This is a genomic window from Coleofasciculus sp. H7-1 (assembly GCF_057473865.1).
In genome coordinates, this window is sequence record NZ_JBYCCT010000022.1 from 168,621 (window position 1) to 185,181 (window position 16,561).

Annotated in this window: 15 protein-coding genes; 10 read left to right on the plus strand and 5 right to left on the minus strand. The window is 46.7% G+C overall.

Features of this window, described 5'->3' with window-relative positions; translation table 11 throughout:
- Positions 1-244 precede the first annotated feature (244 nt).
- From AC2VDX_RS06250 to AC2VDX_RS06265, 4 genes are all read left to right on the plus strand, one after another.
- Positions 245-1,609 carry a helix-turn-helix domain-containing protein gene (locus tag AC2VDX_RS06250; protein ID WP_378174187.1) on the plus strand — a complete coding sequence of 455 codons (1,365 nt, stop codon included), beginning with the start codon at positions 245-247 and terminating at the stop codon, positions 1,607-1,609.
- Positions 1,610-1,710: 101 nt separating this feature from the next.
- Complete coding sequence (locus tag AC2VDX_RS06255) at positions 1,711-2,307, plus strand: Uma2 family endonuclease (protein ID WP_378174184.1); 597 nt, start codon at positions 1,711-1,713, stop codon at positions 2,305-2,307.
- A 197-nt stretch (positions 2,308-2,504) separates the two neighbouring features.
- Positions 2,505-2,651: a hypothetical protein gene (locus tag AC2VDX_RS06260; protein WP_378174181.1), complete on the plus strand. Its 147-nt coding sequence runs from the start codon at positions 2,505-2,507 to the stop codon at positions 2,649-2,651.
- A 17-nt stretch (positions 2,652-2,668) separates the two neighbouring features.
- Complete coding sequence (locus AC2VDX_RS06265) at positions 2,669-2,896, plus strand: type II toxin-antitoxin system MqsA family antitoxin (RefSeq protein ID WP_378174178.1); 228 nt, start codon at positions 2,669-2,671, stop codon at positions 2,894-2,896.
- A gap of 80 nt (positions 2,897-2,976) precedes the next feature.
- On the opposite strand, the gene AC2VDX_RS06270 is transcribed toward AC2VDX_RS06265, so the two are convergent.
- The 3 genes from AC2VDX_RS06270 to AC2VDX_RS06280 form a co-directional block, all read right to left on the minus strand.
- A complete protein-coding gene (locus AC2VDX_RS06270; RefSeq protein ID WP_378174175.1) occupies positions 2,977-5,226 on the minus strand; it encodes a transglycosylase domain-containing protein in 2,250 nt (749 codons plus the stop codon).
- 144 nt (positions 5,227-5,370) lie between these two features.
- On the minus strand, positions 5,371-5,874 hold the full coding sequence (gene lspA / locus AC2VDX_RS06275) for a signal peptidase II (RefSeq protein ID WP_378174172.1): 504 nt from the start codon (positions 5,872-5,874) through the stop codon (positions 5,371-5,373).
- A gap of 359 nt (positions 5,875-6,233) precedes the next feature.
- Positions 6,234-6,818: a biotin transporter BioY gene (locus tag AC2VDX_RS06280; RefSeq protein WP_378174169.1), complete on the minus strand. Its 585-nt coding sequence runs from the start codon at positions 6,816-6,818 to the stop codon at positions 6,234-6,236.
- On the opposite strand from AC2VDX_RS06280, the gene AC2VDX_RS06285 reads away from it, so the two are divergent.
- On the plus strand, positions 6,805-7,131 hold the full coding sequence (locus AC2VDX_RS06285; RefSeq protein ID WP_378174166.1) for a hypothetical protein: 327 nt from the start codon (positions 6,805-6,807) through the stop codon (positions 7,129-7,131). The genes AC2VDX_RS06280 and AC2VDX_RS06285 overlap by 14 nt on opposite strands.
- On the opposite strand, the gene bioB is transcribed toward AC2VDX_RS06285, so the two are convergent.
- Complete coding sequence (bioB, locus tag AC2VDX_RS06290; RefSeq protein ID WP_378174163.1) at positions 7,121-8,206, minus strand: biotin synthase BioB; 1,086 nt, start codon at positions 8,204-8,206, stop codon at positions 7,121-7,123. The two genes, AC2VDX_RS06285 and bioB, sit on opposite strands and share 11 nt — an antisense overlap.
- A gap of 293 nt (positions 8,207-8,499) precedes the next feature.
- Here bioB and pstC point away from each other — a divergent pair, with 293 nt between their 5' ends.
- From pstC to AC2VDX_RS06315, 5 genes are all read left to right on the plus strand, one after another.
- The gene (gene pstC, locus AC2VDX_RS06295) at positions 8,500-9,420 is read left to right on the plus strand and encodes a phosphate ABC transporter permease subunit PstC (protein ID WP_378174621.1); all 921 of its coding nucleotides are present in this window, start codon (positions 8,500-8,502) and stop codon (positions 9,418-9,420) included.
- A gap of 136 nt (positions 9,421-9,556) precedes the next feature.
- Positions 9,557-10,459, plus strand: a complete 903-nt coding sequence (gene pstA / locus AC2VDX_RS06300) for a phosphate ABC transporter permease PstA (protein ID WP_378174618.1) — start codon at positions 9,557-9,559, stop codon at positions 10,457-10,459.
- Positions 10,460-10,689: 230 nt separating this feature from the next.
- Complete coding sequence (gene pstB, locus AC2VDX_RS06305; RefSeq protein WP_378174161.1) at positions 10,690-11,496, plus strand: phosphate ABC transporter ATP-binding protein PstB; 807 nt, start codon at positions 10,690-10,692, stop codon at positions 11,494-11,496.
- A 387-nt stretch (positions 11,497-11,883) separates the two neighbouring features.
- Positions 11,884-12,285: a photosystem II protein Psb27 gene (gene psb27 / locus AC2VDX_RS06310; protein WP_378174157.1), complete on the plus strand. Its 402-nt coding sequence runs from the start codon at positions 11,884-11,886 to the stop codon at positions 12,283-12,285.
- Between the two features lie 455 nt (positions 12,286-12,740).
- Complete coding sequence (locus AC2VDX_RS06315) at positions 12,741-14,273, plus strand: family 10 glycosylhydrolase (protein WP_378174154.1); 1,533 nt, start codon at positions 12,741-12,743, stop codon at positions 14,271-14,273.
- Positions 14,274-14,283: 10 nt separating this feature from the next.
- On the opposite strand, the gene AC2VDX_RS06320 is transcribed toward AC2VDX_RS06315, so the two are convergent.
- Complete coding sequence (locus AC2VDX_RS06320; RefSeq protein ID WP_378174151.1) at positions 14,284-15,735, minus strand: NB-ARC domain-containing protein; 1,452 nt, start codon at positions 15,733-15,735, stop codon at positions 14,284-14,286.
- Positions 15,736-16,561 lie beyond the last annotated feature (826 nt).

Genomic DNA, 16,561 nt, shown 5'->3' on the forward strand with positions numbered 1-16,561 from the left:
GTTGCGGTTTAACACGCAATTACAGAGTATAAAACGGCAAGCGTTCAATCCCTAACTTTACGCTTTAATACCTCTCCAATCATTCCCTATAAATCCAAGCTTTGTCTAGTCAAAGAATGTTCAATTTTGTTGGCACTTTTGTCTGCTGCTCAAACTCGCTTTATGTGAAAAATGTTGGTAAATGCCAGAAAATGTTGGAAAACGTTAGGTAGAATACGGAAAATCACAACATCTGCGATACTGCATGAATCTTAAGGAAGTGTTAAAAATGGCTGACGATCTGGTGTTTGCCAAAACGGGTCAGCACCTTGATGACTTGCAAGAGGCGATTCTGCGGGGAACCATGCAAGGTGAGAAATACACCCAAATTGCCGAGGAGATTCACTGTAACGAGAGTTATGTTAGAGATGTTGGCTCAAAGTTATGGCGGAAACTTTCAGAAGAGTTAGGGGAAGATGTCAGTAAATCGAATTTTAGAGCAGCAATGGAGAGGTTGCAAATATCTAATGTTTTAAACTTTGCACAAGACGTTGTAGTGAGCGGTAGTTTTAACCTGTGTGGAGAAAGTATAAACTCGCCAGATATACCAAACTCACATAATGAGAAAACATCTAACACAAAACAAACTCAAACTCTGTATCAAGATTTAAGCGAGATGCCAGAGTTGGGTGCTTTCTATGAGCGCACTCCCGAACTCGACATCCTCACTACATGGATTTTACAACAACGCTGCCGCCTAATAGCACTCACAGGCATCAGCGGTATCGGCAAAACAACATTAGCAGTGCAACTCGTTCAACAAATAAAAAATGAGTTTGAGTATGTAATTTGGTGCAGTCTAGAGGCATCACCCACCCTAGCTGAATTTCAAGATAAACTGATACAGCTTTTTTCCCAGTCTGAAAATCAAGATTCACCTGCAACTAACCAGAAATCATTACCGCTGATTAAGTATTTGCAAAAGCATCGCTGTTTAGTCGTCTTAGATGACATTCACAACCTTTTCAGTAGCGGTGAATTGGCAGGAAAGTATAAACCAGAATACGAAGACTATCGCTCTTTGTTCAAACAGATAGAAAAATTATCCCATCAAAGTTGCTTTTTGTTAATCGGTTGGGAACAACCGAGAGAAGTGACTCAAGTTAAAAGCCAAAATAATCCTATTCGTACCTTACAACTTACAGGTTTAGATATTGCATCTGGACGGGAAATCCTGAGAGATTACGGGTTAGAAGAAATTGATAATTTGGAGGCATTCATTCACCGCTACCAAGGCAACCCTTTATGGTTAAAAAGCGTGGCGGCTCTGATTCAAGAGTTGGGAGGAGGTGCGACTGGTTTATTACCAAATGATACGATATTATTGCCAGAAGATTTGAAAGATATTCTACAGCAACAGTTTAGCCGCTTATCCGAAATAGAAAAACAAGTTATGTCCTTGTTGGCTAAAGAAAGCTCAGCAGTCAATCTGGCAAAATTGCTAGGAAATGGCACAATTCCAGCGTCAGATTTACTAAACGCGCTGCACTCTTTATCTCGGCGCTGCTTGATAGAACAACAAGGAAGCTTTTACACTATACCACCTGTACTGAGGCAGTATATCAAATAATTATCCAGAAATATTAAACTATAAAATTAACTTTGATCGGTAGCCCCTGCCTATCTTTATACTAGATAATAGCTACTCATTTTTAGTAAAGCATTACGCCCATGATATTACAAGCTTCAGAAGCAATAACAACTGTTAAAGAACAGCGATTTACTTTACCAGGTTATTATACTTGGGAGCAATTTGAGGCGATAGAATCATTAACCGCAGATGCGCCTGTGCGAATTACTTATTTAGATGGGTGTGTGGAGTTTATGACACTGGGGGAATACCACGAACAGATAAAGAGTGTTTTGGCTATATTTATAGAACTTTACTTGTTTGAGAAAGAAATGAAATTTATTCCGGTAGGGAGTGCAACTCGCAGGGACAAGAGCAAAGATGTGTCATTTGAGCCGGATGAATCTTACTATTTAGGGGAGAAAAAAGAACATCCAGATTTGGCAATTGAAGTCACTATTACCAGCGGCGGCATAGATAAACTAGAAAAGTACAAGCGGTTGAAAATTGCTGAAGTCTGGTTTTGGGAAAATAACCAGCTTGTGCTTTATCGACTGCGCGAACATAATTATGAGCAAATTTCCAGGAGTGAATTTTTGCCAGATTTAGATATTGCTTTGCTAGGGCGCTGCGTGCAAATGTCTGATATTTTGGCAGCGAGGACTGAGTTTATTAATGGGATGCGGCAAATTGGTTGATTGTATTTCAATTCCTGAAAATTGTTGAGTGTAACTGAAATAGCTATTGCGATTAGGAGATTTGAAAGATATTTTACAGCAGCAGTGCGATCGCAGGGACACAGATAGAATTCTGAAAAGATCCTACACCAGTAGAGAGCGACCGTACCAAGAATTCCCTCGAAGTACCCGAAGCACTATCAGAGCAACTGGCACAAGTGGGCGATCGCCTTTTTCCCCACGAAGTTGACCACGCGATCGCCCAAAAGCACAGTGGCGAAACCGTTGACGGTGGGGAAGTCGAAATTATCGCCAAACTGAGTTTAGCTGGCAAGGTCGTTATTATTACTGTATATGTACCCTAATATTAGGAAAAAGCCAAATGTTGTGCGATATTTGTGGACAAGAGGGTGTACGAATCCGCAGAATTGCTAGGACTTATGGCAAAGGTAAAGACTTACTGGTGATAGAGAATATTCCAGTAGTTAGTTGCCCTCATTGCGGTGAAAGTTACCTGACAGCACAGACACTTCACGAAATCGAGCGGATTAAACTCCACCGTAAAAGCTTGGCTGTTGAACGTCCCGTAGAAGTAGCTAGCTTCGCGTAGCTCAAACAGTTCAATCATCTTAGCCCGCTGCCTAGCAAGCTTCGTTTGTATAGCCGCGATCGCTAATCGCCACAGCTTGTTTAACGCACCACTTGCCGCATATAGTTTGCCCAAAGCTGAGCCGCTTGCCCGCTACTCCCTCGTGTCGGCGTGTTGTTGTCATTTCCCAGCCAGATGCCGGTGACGAGATCCCGACTGGGAATATAGCCGATAAACCACAAGTCAACACCGCTATTCGTAGTGCCCGTTTTACCCGCCTCTCCGAAGCCAATCGCCGCCGCCCGTGCCGTCCCGCCTCGCACCGCGCCCCGAAGCAGATCCGTCATGGTATCTGCCACTCCCTGTGGCAGCACCCGCTTCGTTGCCCCTGCTTCCTCCTCGAAGGAGTAAATCACCCGGCAGGTTTGCGGATTATTGAAATCTTGGCAATCGCTGCTGTCTCGAATCCGCTGAATGGCGTGGGCGCGATTCCAGACGCCGCCATTTTCCAAGGCACCAAAAGCCCCCGTCATCTCCAAGACAGTGGTTTCGCTTTGCCCCAACACTAAGCCAGGAACTGGATTGAGGGGCGTTGTGATGCCCAGCCGCCGAGCCATATCTACCACTTTATTTAAACCGACATCCTGCGCCACCCGCAGCGCGATCGCATTCTCAGACTGAGCAAGCCCGGTGTACATATCCGTCCCGCTACCCCCAACTCTTTCGCACCCCCGAAAGCGTTGATTCTGCCACACTACAGGGGCGCAGGAATAAAACTTTCCCGGCGAAATCCCCTGTTCTAGTGCTGAGGCGTAGCTAAAGATTTTGAAAGTCGATCCGGGCTGTCGCTTGGCTTGAGTGGCGCGATTAAATTGACTTTTTTGATAATCTGTGCCACCGACCAAAGCGCGAATTGACCCGTTGCTGGAGTCGAGAGTCACAATCGCTCCCTCAGAGAACCCGTAAGTTCCCCCACTGGTATTGACTCCGTTGCGGAGGGCAGTTTCCGCCTTCTGCTGAGTCTCCAGATCCAGATTGGTTTCGACAAAAAAATTGCCTTCTTTTGCCAGTTGCTCTCCCAACAAGACTTGGAGTTCGTTGAAAACGTAGCTATAAAAATAGGGTGCCTTGATGCTAGCCAAAGCTTCTCTGGCTTTGGGGCTAACGTCAATACGCGATCGCCTCGATCGTTGAGCTTCTTCCGCACTGATAAACCCCAAATTTGCCATGCGGTTAATAATGCGATCGCGCAGTCCAATCGCCGTTTTATAATCCCGAATCGGATTAAAATTATTCGGTGCTGGCAAAATCGCCACCAGCGTCGCCGCTTCGGAAATATTTAAATCTCTGGCAGATTTGTCGAAATAAAACTGAGCCGCATCCTCAAACCCGTTAGCACCAACACCCAGGTAGATGCGGTTCAGATAATTCCGCATCAGCTCGTTCTTACTGTAGAACGTCTCCAGCTTCAGAGCGACGATCGCCTCCCGGATTTTCCGCCCCGCACTATCTTCTGTCCCCACATACTCCCGAAACAAACTCCGCGCCAACTGTTGCGTAATTGTACTACCGCCTTGACGAATTCCGCCTCCCTTGACATTCACCACCACCGCCCGCAGCGTGCCAAAAGGATCGACCCCAAAGTGCCAGTAATAGCGGCTGTCTTCCGATGCAATCACCGCTTGAGGCAGATACTTAGAAAAATCTGATAATTGCCTCAGTTCCCGGTGCGCCACCGTTCTGGGACGCTGTAACGGCGTCCCATCATCAGAATTAATCACTACTGGCCCTTGTACGCCAGCGGGCAAAGGTCGAATCGGGATATTGCGCCACTCAAAAAGAATCCACAATGCCAATAAACTGGTCAGTCCACCCACCCCATAGAGGGCGTAACGAGTCGCCAGCACGTACCAAGGAGGCGGATTGTGGTACTGAAGCCGAACCGCATCCGCTAATTCTGGCGGTCCCAGGGTGAGGATATCCCCGTGACGTAGCGTGAAGCTATTCAGCCGCCGTCTCCCTCGGTAGATGCCATTGGTGGAGCCTTCATCCTTGATCACAAAGGAATGCCCGCGCCGTCCTTCTCGGTTTAATGAAAGATGAATCTGACTGACAACAGGGTTCCGCACCACAATCTCGCAAGATTTAGAACTGCGTCCGAGTAGGTATCTTTCTCCCAATAGTGGATAAACCTCTGCCTTAGCAGCACCGGCATCCTGCACCCAAAGTTCCGGCACCTTGGCATTGGGCTTCAGCGCCAGCGCATTAAAATTTACCTTGGCTTGAATGGTTTGTACTGCCTGAGTTAGCTGACCCAGGATGGTTTTAGGCGGTTGTTGGGGTGAGGTCATGTCAGAGGCAAAAGGCTTAATGCAACAAGCAAGAGGTTTGTATTCAACATTCTAATCGCAAGCCTAGGGAGACGTTGCGGGGGAGTGGGAGAGTGGGAGAACAATTCAACTTTCCTTTCCTCTTCAAGTCATCCCCTCATCTCTTCATCGCGGTCTGCCAGATGAGGTGGATGGATTCCAAAACCAGGCAATCAACAAACACACCATGCCCACATTGATAAACATATCTGCCAGATTAAATACTGCAAAGTGAATCAGCCGAAAATCCAAGAAATCAACGACGCAACCGTTGAAAAATTTGTCATTGATGACGCAACTGTTGAAAAATCGGTCAATTCCATTGCCCACTGCTCCACCTAAGATAAAGCCACAGCCCAATTGTTCCCAACGATCCAAATGGGGGTTTACTAAAGCGAATCCGATCAAGAATAGACTCACCCCTAAAGATAGCCAGGGCAACCAAACTCCTCCCTGAAACCAGCTAAAAGCTGCCCCAGGGTTCAATTCATAGGTAAAGTGGAATACATTAGACCACAGCGCCCAGGTTTCTTTATAGACAAAATTCTGCACCACCCAATATTTAGTTACCCGATCCAGAATCAGACTAACGAAAGCGGCGAGCCAAAAAAAGTGATTTTTGAAATTCATTGTAATTAGTCATTAGCAGGACTTACGCAACTTGCGCGACATCTGAAAGACGCAATCCCCCTGGGGATTGAACCCGAAAAAATGCTATATGTATAAGCTTTGCGTAAGTCCTGATTAGTTATTCGTGATGAGTGATTAGTCAATCGTTCTTTGGTACAGGACTTACGCAACTTGCGCGACATCTGAGGGCGAACCGACAGGTCGGCGCTTCGCTATCGCAGGGGGATTGAACCGACAAGAACGCTATAGGTATAAGCTTTGCGTAAGTCCTGTTTGGTAATCAGTATAGGTAGACTATCAATCCACTACCCCATGACCGCTTGACCAACGAGCGCTTGACTAATGACCGGACTAACGACTTAATAAAGCATTAGCTGGCGTAAGAAATAAGCCAAGACTGTCACTGCACAAACGATTGCCATCTGGGCTGGCAAAGGATAGACGGAGTATTTCAAAACCGCTTCCCATAAAGGCAGTAATACCGCTCCCAAGGTCAACAAATGGGTCACAATCAGATAAGTCAAACCAGTGATATGGATGACCAGCAAGCCACAGATACAGCTGAAGGACAAAGACTCCAATCGCTGCGGTGCCTTAAAAGCTACTAAGCCACAGATCCACGCACCCGGAATAAAGCCTAGTAAGTAGCCAAAGCTGGGTTCTGTGAGATAGTCAAGACCTCCGCCTTGGGAAAAGACTGGAAACCAAGGAGTTAGACCCAACGCCAGGTAAGCAATTTGAGAGAGTGCGCCAGCATTTTTACCGCCCATACAGCCAACTAGCAGCACGGCACCAATTTGATAGGTCACGCCCAGCGAGTGAGTTTGAATCCCTTGCCCAGACCAATTCCAAGGAAGGTTGGGAACATACGCTTCCAGAAACGTACCGCCAATCGTCAGGAGTAAGCCAATCAAGGCCCACAGTAGTTCAGTGGGAGCAAACACAAGGGTAAAAGTCAGGGAAGTAAAGGAGCGGGGGAGCAGGGGCGCAGGGGCGTCGGAGAGCAGCAGGGGGCGTCGGAGCGCAGGGGAGAAAGATTACTCAGTCCTCAGTCCACCCTTCGGGAAGGCGAAGCGCCTACAGTCCTCAGTCCACCCTTCGGGAAGGCGAAGCGCCTACAGTCCTCAGCACTCAGTCCACCCTTCGGGAAGGCGAAGCGCCTACAGTCCTCAGTCCTCAGTCCTCAGTCCTCAGTCCTCAGTCCTCAGTCCTCAGTCCTCAGTCCTCAGTCCTCAGCCCTCAGCACTCATACCTTAGCAGCGTATTCGCCGGGAATGGGTGCTTCGCCGCCCGTAAGCCCTAGGGATTCGAGCATAGCATGGTCTTGCTCTGGCGGTTGTCCGATGGTGGTGAGGTAGTGTCCAATCAGCATGGCATTCATTCCTGCTTGGAAGCCCATTGCTTGGAGTTCTCCCATCACGGCTTCCCGTCCGCCAGCGTAGCGCAGAATTTGTTCGGGCAGGATGAGGCGGAAAATGGCGATCGCTTTGAGGGCTTCATAAGGATCGATTTTCGGGCGATCGCTTAGGGGTGTCCCTTCCCTAGGATTTAATAAATTCAGCGGTACGGATTCGACTTCTAATTCCCGCAGCGCCAACGCCAGATCCACTCGGTCTTCCCAGCTTTCGCCCAATCCCATAATTCCACCAGTGCAGGCTTGAATTCCCGCTGCTTTGAGATTTTGGATGGTTTGAACGCGATCGCGCCAAGTATGAGTTGTCACGATTTGCTCGAAGAAGTTCTCCGATGCCTCTAAATTATGGTTGTACCGCGTTACCCCAGCCTCAGCCAGCGCCTGGGCTTGTTCCGGCGTTACTTCTCCCAAAGCACAGCAAGGTTTAATCTGGGTTTCGGCAATAATTTGGCGTACCGTTTCCAGAATTTGGGCAAATTCCGTCGATTTGGGGCTGTTGTACTTAATGCCGCGTCCTTGAGAAACTAAACAAAACCGCTTTGCCCCGGCTGCTTCAGCTGCTTTGGCTTGGGCAAGAATCTCCTGGGTGGATTTCAAGCCATAAATTGGCGAGTCTTGACCGGGGTGGTGAGCAGACTGGGAACAGAAGCCGCAGTTTTCCGAGCAATTACCAGATTTTACATTGACAATGCTGCATAAATCGACTATGTTTCCGCAACAAGCTTGACGGACTTTGTCAGCTGCTTCGCATAGCAGCAAAATATTTTCTTCACCTTCAATTTGGGACAGAGCGATCGCTTCGGCTCTCCCAATCCGCTCACCAGCAATAATCCGAGAGGTCAGGTTTTGCAGCCATTGCCGCAGTGACTCCTGAGACTTGCTGTTAACATCCACGTTTGACACCGATGCTTGAACCACGTTCGACCCTTTTGATCGTATTTATTGAAACGATGGCATTTTATCACTTGGTTTGCAGACAACTAAAGCCATACCTTAACCTGACCTTTACTCTATCCTTTACGATTAAACGGTAGGCTAATAGCAAAAGTGCCCCCGCTAAACTGGAATGTCCAGCAATTGAAAAAATTGCATTCCGAGTAAAAAAGACGGTACGAGTCTAGGTTGCATCAACAAATACAAGTGTTTATTGCTTTTACTAACCAGTGTCTGAGGAAAATAATCCCGTGAGTTCCGTGACCTCCGGTTCGCAGATGATGAAACCCCGCTCCGATTGGGATCGGACGATGGATCGGGGCTTTATTTGGCTAACTCGAATTTTTGCCTTTGCAGTTGCTGCAATCCTGATTTGGATAACGGTACAAGTTGCAATTAAAGCTTGGCCTGCGATTACAGAATTTGGTTTTGGCTTTATTACCTCCACCGATTGGGACCCGGTTCGCAATCATTACGGAGCGCTGCCTCAACTATACGGCACGATAGCTAGCTCAGCGATCGCCCTATTGCTTGCCGTGCCAGTGGGGATTGGCGTAGCCCTTTTTCTAAGTGAAGATTATTTGCCGCCACGAATTCAGGTGGTAATTGTTTTCCTAGTAGAACTACTGGCAGCGATTCCCAGTGTGGTCTATGGTTTGTGGGGAATTTTTGTTCTAATTCCCCTGTTAAGAGGCGTGGGAACTTGGCTCAACGCTTCCTTTGGTTGGCTGCCCATTTTTAGCACGCCGCTACGCGGCCCTGGCTTGCTCCCCGCAGCGCTTGTCCTCGCCATTATGGTACTACCGACAATCGCAGTCCTTTCCCGTGACGCCCTCATCTCTTTGCCTCCAGACTTGCGGCAGGCGTCATTTGGGCTAGGAGCGACTCGTTGGGAGACAATTCTCAAAGTGCTACTACCGTCCGCTTTCTCTGGAATTGTGGGCGCAGTAATGCTGGCACTGGGTCGAGCTTTGGGAGAAACAATGGCTGTAACGATGTTAATTGGGAATTCTAACAACATCAGTCCTTCTATCTTGGCCCCGTCTAACACGATTGCTTCCCTACTCGCCAACCAATTTGCAGAAGCAAGTGGTCTGCAAGTGGCAGCTTTAATGTATGCCGCATTACTTCTGTTTGCTTTAACGCTTTTAGTCAATATCCTAGCTCAGATACTTATTGAGCGGGTACAGCGAATTTAAGTTGTTCGTTGTTCTGAGAAACTGACAGCTGACGCAGCACGGGCGGGTTTATTCAGTATAGGAAATCTACTGGCAGATATCTGGTAAAAGCCGCCCCTCCACATCTGACCACTGACCACTGACCACAAATATGATGATGTCTAAACCCCAGGATCGACCAGTTTCCGGATTTCCCAGTCGTAGTTTGAAGCGAAATCCCACCTCCCCCCGAACGCTGTTTGGGACACTGATGTCGGCGCTGACGTTTCTTTGTGCTGTCCTTGCCATCCTGCCTTTGGTAGCGGTGCTTTCCTACGTGGTCATCCAGGGTGTAAGCCAGCTTAACTTGAGTGCGTTCACGGAACTGCCGCCACCGCCCTTGGTACCCGGAGGAGGGTTTGGCAACGCCATTCTGGGAACCCTAATTATGGTCGGGATTGCTGCCCTGATTAGCATTCCATTTGGCATCATGGCAGCCATTTATTTGTCTGAATTTAGTAGTATGGGTAAGTTTTCTTACTGGATTCGCTTTGCCACCAACGTCCTTAGTGGAGTTCCTTCAATCATTGTGGGTGTCTTCGCTTATGCCGCCGTCGTTCTCACATTGGGAACTTATTCCGCATGGGCGGGAGGGTTTGCTTTATCCATCTTGATGTTGCCAATCGTAATTCGGGCAACCGAAGAAGCTCTGAGATTGGTTCCGCAAGAAATCCGACAAGCTGCGGTAGGACTGGGAGCAACTAACTTTCAAACGGTGTCTCGCGTGATTTTGCCAGCAGCACTCCCAGCAATTGTGACGGGAACGACTCTGGCAATTGCTCGTGCTGCTGGTGAAACGGCACCCCTGTTATTTACTGCCCTCTTTGCCCAGTATTGGCCTAATTGGAATAATCAATTAAAAGAACCAACGGCTTCCCTAGCGGTTTTAGTTTACAACTTCGCTACGTCTCCATTTAAAAATCAGCAGGCATTCGCTTGGGCGGCTTCTTTCATCCTAGTTTTACTGGTTCTGATAACCAGCATGGTCTCTCGTCTGGCAACGGCTCGTCGAGTTTATTGATGAACGATTGTTCAAATATGTGTTGCTATGATACGGAAACTTAAACAAACTAATGCAACAATGAATACATACCAAGGTTTAATACTATGCTAGGCGCTGTTTTTAACATTAAGGACGCAGCCGTAATCCTCTTTACTTCCTAAGCAATACAATCCTTCGCCCAATCATCTGCCCAAAAGCCCACACGGTTTTTGTTAGCCCGTTAAACCCAAAACCCGATCTGACTTTTTATGTTGTCGAATCCTCAAACCAAAAATCAAACTGAGACTGTTTTACAGACGGAAAATCTAAAGGTATACTACGGAAATTTTTTAGCACTTCGGGACATTTCGATAGATATTCCCAAAAACCGGGTTACGGCTTTTATTGGACCTTCGGGTTGTGGAAAAAGTACGTTGTTGCGGTGCTACAACCGCCTCAATGATTTAATTAAAAGTTTTCGGGCAGAAGGCAAAGTAACTTACCACGGTCAAGACCTTTACGCTTCAGAAATCGATCCTGTAGAGGTGCGGCGACGGATTGGGATGGTGTTCCAAAGACCAAACCCATTTCCCAAATCGATTTATGACAATATCACCTTTGGTGCCCGGATTAATGGATATCGGGGCGATTTGGATGAATTGGTAGAGCGGAGTTTGCGGCAAGCGGCTCTGTGGGATGAAGTGAAAGATAAACTTCGAGCAAGTGGTTTATCTTTGTCTGGTGGACAACAGCAGCGGTTGTGTATTGCCAGAGCGATCGCCGTTCAGCCAGACGTGATCCTGATGGATGAACCCTGCTCCGCTCTCGACCCCATTTCAACGCTGCGAGTTGAAGAATTGCTCCACCAACTCAAGGAGCAATACACCATTGTGATCGTGACGCACAATATGCAGCAGGCATCACGAGTATCCGATATGACAGCCTTTTTCAATGTCGAACCGACAGAAAAAGGAGGTCGCATTGGTTATTTAGTCGAGTACGACCGCACCGAAGTTATCTTCCAAAGTCCTCAGCAGCAAGCAACACAGGAATATGTAAGCGGTCGCTTCGGTTAATTAGTTCAGAAAAACGATTGAATTGATGAAATGATGTAAGGGCAGGTCTTCTGTCCTTACCCATGCCGGGATAACCATTATTAAATACCCCTACCAGATTGTTTGATTCAGCTCGCGCCGAAAAGAGTAGGCACTTTCATCTTTTTCCGCCTCTGCTAAAGGGATGAAAATAGTGAAATAGATGGGTTCAAATAAATGTCACTGGGGTGATTCATGGTTTATTCCTATGAACCATGAGCAATAAACCATGAACCATCAAGAGTCTACGTTTATTTACACCAACCTGCTTATCTCTAAAATTAAAAATCTAAAATTCCCAAGGTTCCAATTCGGGATAGGATAAACTCTGATTTTGAATTTTCCATCTCGTTTGGTAAAAAAATACTTATGAAGCGTTATTGGTCACGTCTCCTAGCCCTGGTTTTGGTGGTTACGATGGGATTGATGGGCTGTTCCTCCAGCAGCTCGCTAGGACTGAGTGGAGATTACCGCCAAGATACCTTGGCTTTATTGCAAGGCTTGAGAACAGCGATTGAATTACCAGAAGGTTCGGCAGATAAAGCCGCAGCTCAGTCACAAGCGCGTCAGATCATTAATGACTTTGCCTCTCGCTACCGGAGGAATACCTCTGTGGTTAAACTGAGTTCTTACACGACGATGCGAACTGCGTTGAATTCGTTAGCGGGGCATTACAGCTCTTATCCGAATCGTCCGCTGCCGGAAAAACTGAAGAATCGCTTAGAGCAAGAGTTTCAGCAGGTGGAAACAGCTCTGAGACGAGAGGCTTGAAGAATTAGCTGGCGAGTTGTTAGCTGTTAGCTGTTCATTGACTGGCTAATAGCTAATCGCTTTAATAGCCTCCAGACTCGGTTGGGGATGATGGCAGATGGAGTGAATTTACCGTGACCAGTTAAGCGATCGCATCCGGCGCAACACGCAGCAAGGACGGCGTTAGCGATCGCAGATTACACCATTTTGTTTTAAATTTCAGAAGCTCAAATCTGGAAATCCTGTTTGGGCATGGGAGTGACCATCCCAAATGGCAAAAGACGTGGCAGTTGGTATCGTCGGTCTTATGGGTGCATATTTCTACTAAAAAGCAGAGATTTTCCCGGAAAAGCTGGTAAATCTCTATATAGAGTCAATTGACAATTGCTGATATGATGCTCAACCAGTGAAATAGGTTCGGATGACACCTTATGTCCAATCATTTCGTCTGATCGGTAGACATATCTAAGAGTTCTATGAGATTGGTGTGTAGGAGGAAGTTCGTGGGTCAGGCATCGTTAAGATTGCCGCAAACTTGGCAGCGTGTCTATCGCGGTTTAGTTGCAGCAGTTCTGACCAGTAGTAGTCTTATCAATCCTTACTTGGGTTCGCAACCTGCCCTAGCTCAAACAAAGGCATATTGCCAGCTTTCAGCAGATGCGATCGCCCAAAAAGAAAGCTTACGTGCTTCAGCCGTAAAAGGAAACGCGGATTCCCAAGGTCGCTACAAAACACTCTTGAAAAAACACGCAGAGAGTTTGCAGCAGTGTCGTCAGCAAACTTGGCCGCGCGTACAGGCAATCTGGCTGCGCCTGTATCCTTGCGACATCCGTCCTGGGGCACTGGATCAATTAATGGATCGCTTGGTTAACCGAGGCTACAACCAGGTCTATGTCGAAGTTTTTTCTGACGGTCAGGTGCTACTGCCTAAGGCAGAAAACTCCACACCCTGGCCATCTGTCGTCAGAACTCCAGGCGCTGAGAAAGTGGACTTGCTAGCACAAGCGATTAACAAAGGGCGCGAACGGGGGCTGCAAGTCTATGCCTGGATGTTTGCCATGAACTTCGGCTACTCCTACTCCCAGCGACCCGATCGACAGCAGGTGCTAGCCCGCGATGGCAAGGGACAAACCAGTTTGTCGGTCACGGAGGACGGTTCCCAAGCATTCATCGATCCTTACAACCCCCAAGCAAAACGAGATTATTACCAGCTGGTTCAAGAGGTGGTTCGTCGCCGCCCCGATGGAGTGCTTTTTGACTACATTCGGTATCCCCGCCAGTCAGGAAGCGCTTCCGTGGTAACGAAAGTCCAAGATTTATGGATTTATGGGGATGGTTCTCGGCAGGCTTTGTATGACCGCGCCCTCAACAATAAAGGACGAGAGCTGATCGAGCGATATATTACCAAGGGATTCATTAGCGCTGGCGATGTTGCAGGCGTGGATAAACTTTACCCAGATGAGCGATCGCCTCTCTGGCAGGGACGCAATCCCGCTGCCAACGAAATGAAAGCAACCGCCTCACAGCGTCAAGCCCTGCTGCAATGGGAGTTGTGGCAACTGAGTGTTGCCCATGCGGCTCAAGGCGTCGTAGACTTTGTGGCGTTAGCCAGCCTTCCTGCCCAGCGACAAAGAATCCGCACGGGGGCAGTGTTTTTCCCTGAGGGGAATCAATCCATCGGTCAAGGGGGGTATGATTCGAGAGTGCAACCGTGGGATCGGTTTCCTACTTATATGGAGTGGCATCCGATGTCCTACGGAACCTGCGGCAATACTAGCTGTATTGTCTCGCAAGTTGAGCGGGTCTTAAGTCTTGCACCACCTGGCACTCAGGTTTCACCCGTACTGGCGGGGGCTTGGGGTAAGTCGTTCAATTCTCGTCCGTCCTTAGAACAACAGATGCAAGCGATCCGCGCTGGGGCACCGCAAGTCAATTCAGTCAGCCATTTTGCCTTTTCCTGGCAAGAACCGGAAGTAGACCGCGATCGCAAGTTCTGTGGTGCCAAGTAGCAATGCGCTTTTAGCTGCTAGCCACCAATCTGGGATACTCGTCACTAGACACGACTCTCAGCGGGACTTGGGTAATTTTTTCTTCCCTTAATTGGTCGCTTACAAATTCCATAACGACAGGCTGCAAAAAGAAAAGTGCAGCCTTTTTTTCGATTAGCGATCGCTCTGACAGAGATTCCAGCGCCTCAAGCAGTTTTTGCGGTGATATCGAGGGCGGTATCTTCTCTCGCAGTTCTGAAAATGAAGCAGGTTGACGATTTATCGCCAGCCACTTAATAATTTCCTTTTCTACATCTGACAAGCGTTTAAATTGCTGCTCTAACAGATTGCGAATATCGCCGAAAACTGCTATGTTTTGCTTTAAAAATTCATAAATATTACCATCAAATAACTTTTGAATTGTGGAAGAAATGCTTTTCAATGCTAATGGGTTGCCTGCGTAGCGCTCAATCAGCCTGCTCCAGTCAGTTGGCGAACCCCAGAAACAACCCTTAGCTTTAAAGATTTCCTTTCCTTCTTCTACCTGCAAGCCTTTTAGTTGTAGCGATCGCGCAGGTAATCTTTCTCCTTCCAGTAGCCCAATTCCTTTGGGCTTTTCTCGACTTGTCAGCAGCAAGCAGCTTTGATGCTGTGATTCTGCCACTTGTCTGAAAAGTTGACCGTAACCTTCACAGCCTTCATGATAGCGCCCAACACCATAATCGCACCCTTTGAGAATCATTTCTAAACTGTCTAATACCAACAAACAGCGACAAGTTCGTAAATAATAAATCAGTCGCGCAATTCCACCTTCTAAAGTTTCTGGTATGTCAGTTTCCTGTCCGTTCGACAAAAATAAGATCAGCTGGGCTAGCATATCTTTGACTGGTGGGGCATTGCGTAGACTTCCCCAAATTACGAACTCGAATTTATCTTGAATTTGATGAGCTAATTTTACCGACAAACAGGTTTTGCCTATCCCGCCCATCCCTAAAAGCGTCACCAGTCGGCAGCCATCTATCAGCATCCAGTGCTTTAGCGTTGCCAGTTCTTCTTCTCGTCCGAAGAAAACAGAAACATCAGGTGCTTCACCCCAATCAATTTGATTGTGAATTTTAGATTGTGCGATATGTTTCGCGTCCGCTATACTAAGGTGCGCCAACGCTTGAGGAGCTTGAATTGGCTGCTGAGTGCTAATTGCTTCATCGGGGAAAGGCAGCTGATAATCACCTGACTTCAGCTCTAAGTCAAATGCTGTGAAACAACGATTCAGGGTTCGTTTATCAACCCCATCTTGACGAATAAATACCTTTGTCAAGGTATCTGGATCTAACCCAGTGCGATCACTTAAAGCTTCCAGGGTGTAATGCTTGTCCGAGTTTTTGCAACTTTCCGCCTCAGACTTTGCTGCCAGAAGTTTCTCAAATCCTTGATTGGTTAAAATTACGCCGCGCTTGCGTTTCTGCTTCACTGAATTTTTCATGCTCCTTTCTTATGGCTATATATATTTATGGGACAAGGAAAACGAAGTGCTTGTGCTATTCCAACAAGATGCCAACTCTATTTACTCGAATTAGACATACATGGGACTGACACAACTGTTCGCGCTTATCTTTAGCCAGAGCTAAACGATAGATATGGCTATAAGAGCAACATTTGATTTTGCTTTGAACATAAATATAATAACAAACCCCCTAATGTGTAACTTTTAAATTTGTAGGAATATGTGGCTCAAATATGATTGTAGTGAGCTTTTTTCCATCTTTTACCCAACATAAAGTAGGAAAAGTAGGAAAAGTAGGGTTTGGTTTTTATATCCGGACTGACATAATTGTTAAGGGAAACACAAAGTCTTAATAAAAAGAAATGCCAAGCCAGTATAATAAACCTCTATTCCGCCTATTGTTAGTAGAGTCTGAGGGATTGGTTAGGAGCAGCTTTGATTAAATATAAAAAAGTTAACAAAAATTTATTGACAAATTAACCATTAATTAATTCGTTTCAAGTGGTTACAAGCTAAGCAATGTCATTTAAGGATTTTTTAAACTTAAGGATTTTTTAAAGTTTAACTGGCGATAAATTTTGCTAATTGCTCAATTTTGAAAAAGCTGAAATGCTTACTATTCCTAGCTTTTACAAGTCGATTGCCAAAAAATCTTAAGTTCGGTACTTAAGTTCCTAAACTTCGGTTGCACAGACGGCTTTGAAGGTGCAAACTTAACTTACCTTAAATGTAAGTCACATCTAGCTTAAGGATGAAATTTTTGTTGCTGGATAAGGTTTGCAGAAGTTGATTGGATGGATATTGT

Bases quoted from the DNA above. Each gene is read 5' to 3' on its own strand.
- AC2VDX_RS06250 (WP_378174187.1), top strand. From the start codon at position 245: ATGAATCTTAAGGAAGTGTTAAAAATGGCTGACGATCTGGTGTTTGCC.
- AC2VDX_RS06255 (WP_378174184.1), top strand. From the start codon at position 1,711: ATGATATTACAAGCTTCAGAAGCAATAACAACTGTTAAAGAACAGCGA.
- AC2VDX_RS06265 (WP_378174178.1), top strand. From the start codon at position 2,669: ATGTTGTGCGATATTTGTGGACAAGAGGGTGTACGAATCCGCAGAATT.
- AC2VDX_RS06270 (WP_378174175.1), bottom strand. From the start codon at position 5,226: ATGACCTCACCCCAACAACCGCCTAAAACCATCCTGGGTCAGCTAACT.
- lspA (WP_378174172.1), bottom strand. From the start codon at position 5,874: ATGAATTTCAAAAATCACTTTTTTTGGCTCGCCGCTTTCGTTAGTCTG.
- pstC (WP_378174621.1), top strand. From the start codon at position 8,500: ATGATGAAACCCCGCTCCGATTGGGATCGGACGATGGATCGGGGCTTT.
- pstA (WP_378174618.1), top strand. From the start codon at position 9,557: ATGTCTAAACCCCAGGATCGACCAGTTTCCGGATTTCCCAGTCGTAGT.
- pstB (WP_378174161.1), top strand. From the start codon at position 10,690: ATGTTGTCGAATCCTCAAACCAAAAATCAAACTGAGACTGTTTTACAG.
- psb27 (WP_378174157.1), top strand. From the start codon at position 11,884: ATGAAGCGTTATTGGTCACGTCTCCTAGCCCTGGTTTTGGTGGTTACG.
- AC2VDX_RS06315 (WP_378174154.1), top strand. From the start codon at position 12,741: ATGAGATTGGTGTGTAGGAGGAAGTTCGTGGGTCAGGCATCGTTAAGA.
- AC2VDX_RS06320 (WP_378174151.1), bottom strand. From the start codon at position 15,735: ATGAAAAATTCAGTGAAGCAGAAACGCAAGCGCGGCGTAATTTTAACC.